This is a genomic window from Collinsella provencensis (genome assembly GCF_900199705.1).
In the GTDB taxonomy this organism is placed as follows: Bacteria; Actinomycetota; Coriobacteriia; order Coriobacteriales; family Coriobacteriaceae; genus Collinsella; species Collinsella provencensis.
Map to the genome: position 1 here is coordinate 1,123,997 of NZ_LT904908.1, position 2,022 is coordinate 1,126,018.

Genomic DNA, 2,022 nt, shown 5'->3' on the forward strand with positions numbered 1-2,022 from the left:
AGCGCGAGCAGGTAGTCGACCACGCGGGCGCGCTCCTCGGGCGAGAGCGCCCGGCCCCCCTTGGGCTTGTGGTCGCCCCGATGGGGCTTGACCTTGTTCTCGGCGACCGTGACCGAGATCGTGAGCGGCCTGAGCGGGTTGTGCGAGATCACCTGCTTGGCCACGGCCACATCCATGATGTACTTGGAGACGACCTTGGCGGCCTGCTTGGCCGACGGGTTGCCGTGTGCGGTCGCGATGGCCTTGAAGGTCTCGGAGAGCTTGGCCGGCACGACGGCGTCGATGATGCGTGTGGCCCCAATCTGCGCTCGGAAGAGCTCGAGACACCGCAGGTAGCGCGCCTGCGTCTTCGGCCTCAGCGGCCTGTCGTAGTCGTTGTCGGCGACGGCCGGCGCGCAAACCTTCTCAACGAATTCGTCCATTGCCGAGTACAGCGTCCAGGAGCCCTCGCCCGGGAGCCGAGCGAGTTCCCTGAGCTTGTCGGCATGCTCGCGCGCCTGCTGGCGGCAGTCGTTTGCCGTGCCGCCCTTGCGGCGCGTGAAGTGCTTGGTGATCGTCCCGTCGATGTTGATGTACCACTGCATTGTCCACTCGACGCGCTTGGACGTCTTGACCGTGCCGTTCTTGAGCATGTACTCGACCTCCGTCTCGGTCCTCTTCGGATTGGTCGACGCGATGTTGTCCTGCCCCGGCTCGAGCCTCCTGCGCGGCATGGGCCACCTCCTCGTGAAGGATACGTACATCCAAATTATATACGTTGCTTGCGTCTTATGACGAGGCGTGCTATTCTTCTGTTAATCGCATAGGAAGGGGCAGCGGGCCGGCAGCCCGCGAAGACTCGATCATCGAATCCGGAATCGACCGGATGAGTACCTTGGTAAGCCCGGAGTTAGCCGCCGGCGCAGGGGAAACGCTTTAAGCCGCATGTTTGCACGGGGTGTGACGCAGCTCCCCCGGAGCGCGGCATCAGGGAGGGCACCCGAGCCCCGCCGTTTCGGCACACATCGAGCGCCGGGACCACAGACCCAGAGAGGGTGTGGTTCCGCATGGCTGCGAAAACCCAAGTCAAAGCCGAAGATTCTCAGACCGACGTGCTCAACATGCTCATCGCCGACGGCAAGCTCGCCGTTCGCGAGCACGTCGCCGCCGACCTCATCGGCGTGTCCGCGGGTACCCTGCGCAACTGGCGCTGCGACCCGCGCGGCAACAAGGGCCCGGCGTACGCCAAGATCGGCGCGCGGGTCGTCTACAAGATCGACGACCTCAAGGCGTGGCTCGATTCGCGCACCGTTCCGACGAGGGCGGTGATCTAGATGGCTGACGCGACTTTCGAGAACAACTTGCCTGAAATGGAAGAGACCGCCCCCGCGCCTGCCAGCGCCCTCGGGACGGTCCAAACTTCCAATGAAGTCACCATTGATATTACCACACCGCATGGTGATGCGCAATCTATAACTGAAACGAATAACACTGAAAGTCCTGTTGAGGACGACGACCCATCCGCTCCGCGACCCACGTCCGCCGAGGAGGAGCATCCCAAGGCGACTTGCGAGTATAAGCAGCAGCTGCGCGAGGGCGTCATCAGCCACCTCATCGGCAGGAGGCGTCCGGGCTACGTCCTCAAGGGCGTCGACAAGAAAGATTTCGCCGCGCTCGACGACGGCGAGCGCGCGCTCGTCCGCGCGGGCTGGGAGGGCAACGCCGCTCGCAGCCGCCTCAAGCGCGTGGATGCCGACGACGCGTGGCGCGAGCGCGCCGTCGCTCTCTACCGCAGGCTTCACGGGGCAGACCCGGCGGGCGACGAGGCCTTCGAGAGCTACTTCGAGCGCTTCGGGCGCGAGGAGCACCTGTGGCCGCTCGCCGTCGCCTACGCGTGCAAGGTGCTCCCGCCCGACCCCGACGACCGCCGCATCGAGGCCGCCGGGCTCGACCTCGGGACCTTCGACGAGGACGAATACGACGAGCGCTTGGGCCGCGAGCTCCTCGCGTCCGGGTTCGTCGAGGCAGACGTGTGTGGCACCC

At 65.3% G+C, this 2,022-nt stretch carries 2 protein-coding genes and 1 pseudogene; 2 read left to right on the forward strand and 1 reads right to left on the reverse strand.

The features are described 5' to 3' along the window. Positions 1 to 713, reverse strand: a pseudogene (locus C1711_RS05080) (site-specific integrase); the annotation flags it as partial. A 333-nt stretch (positions 714 to 1,046) separates the two neighbouring features. On the opposite strand from C1711_RS05080, the gene C1711_RS05085 reads away from it, so the two are divergent. Together C1711_RS05085 and C1711_RS05090 are read left to right on the forward strand one after the other, a co-directional pair. Further along, positions 1,047 to 1,313 carry a helix-turn-helix domain-containing protein gene (locus tag C1711_RS05085; RefSeq protein ID WP_199824845.1) on the forward strand — a complete coding sequence of 89 codons (267 nt, stop codon included), beginning with the start codon at positions 1,047 to 1,049 and terminating at the stop codon, positions 1,311 to 1,313. Further along, positions 1,314 to 2,022 (forward strand): hypothetical protein (locus C1711_RS05090; RefSeq protein WP_159060056.1); only part of this gene is annotated, 709 nt, incomplete at its 3' end.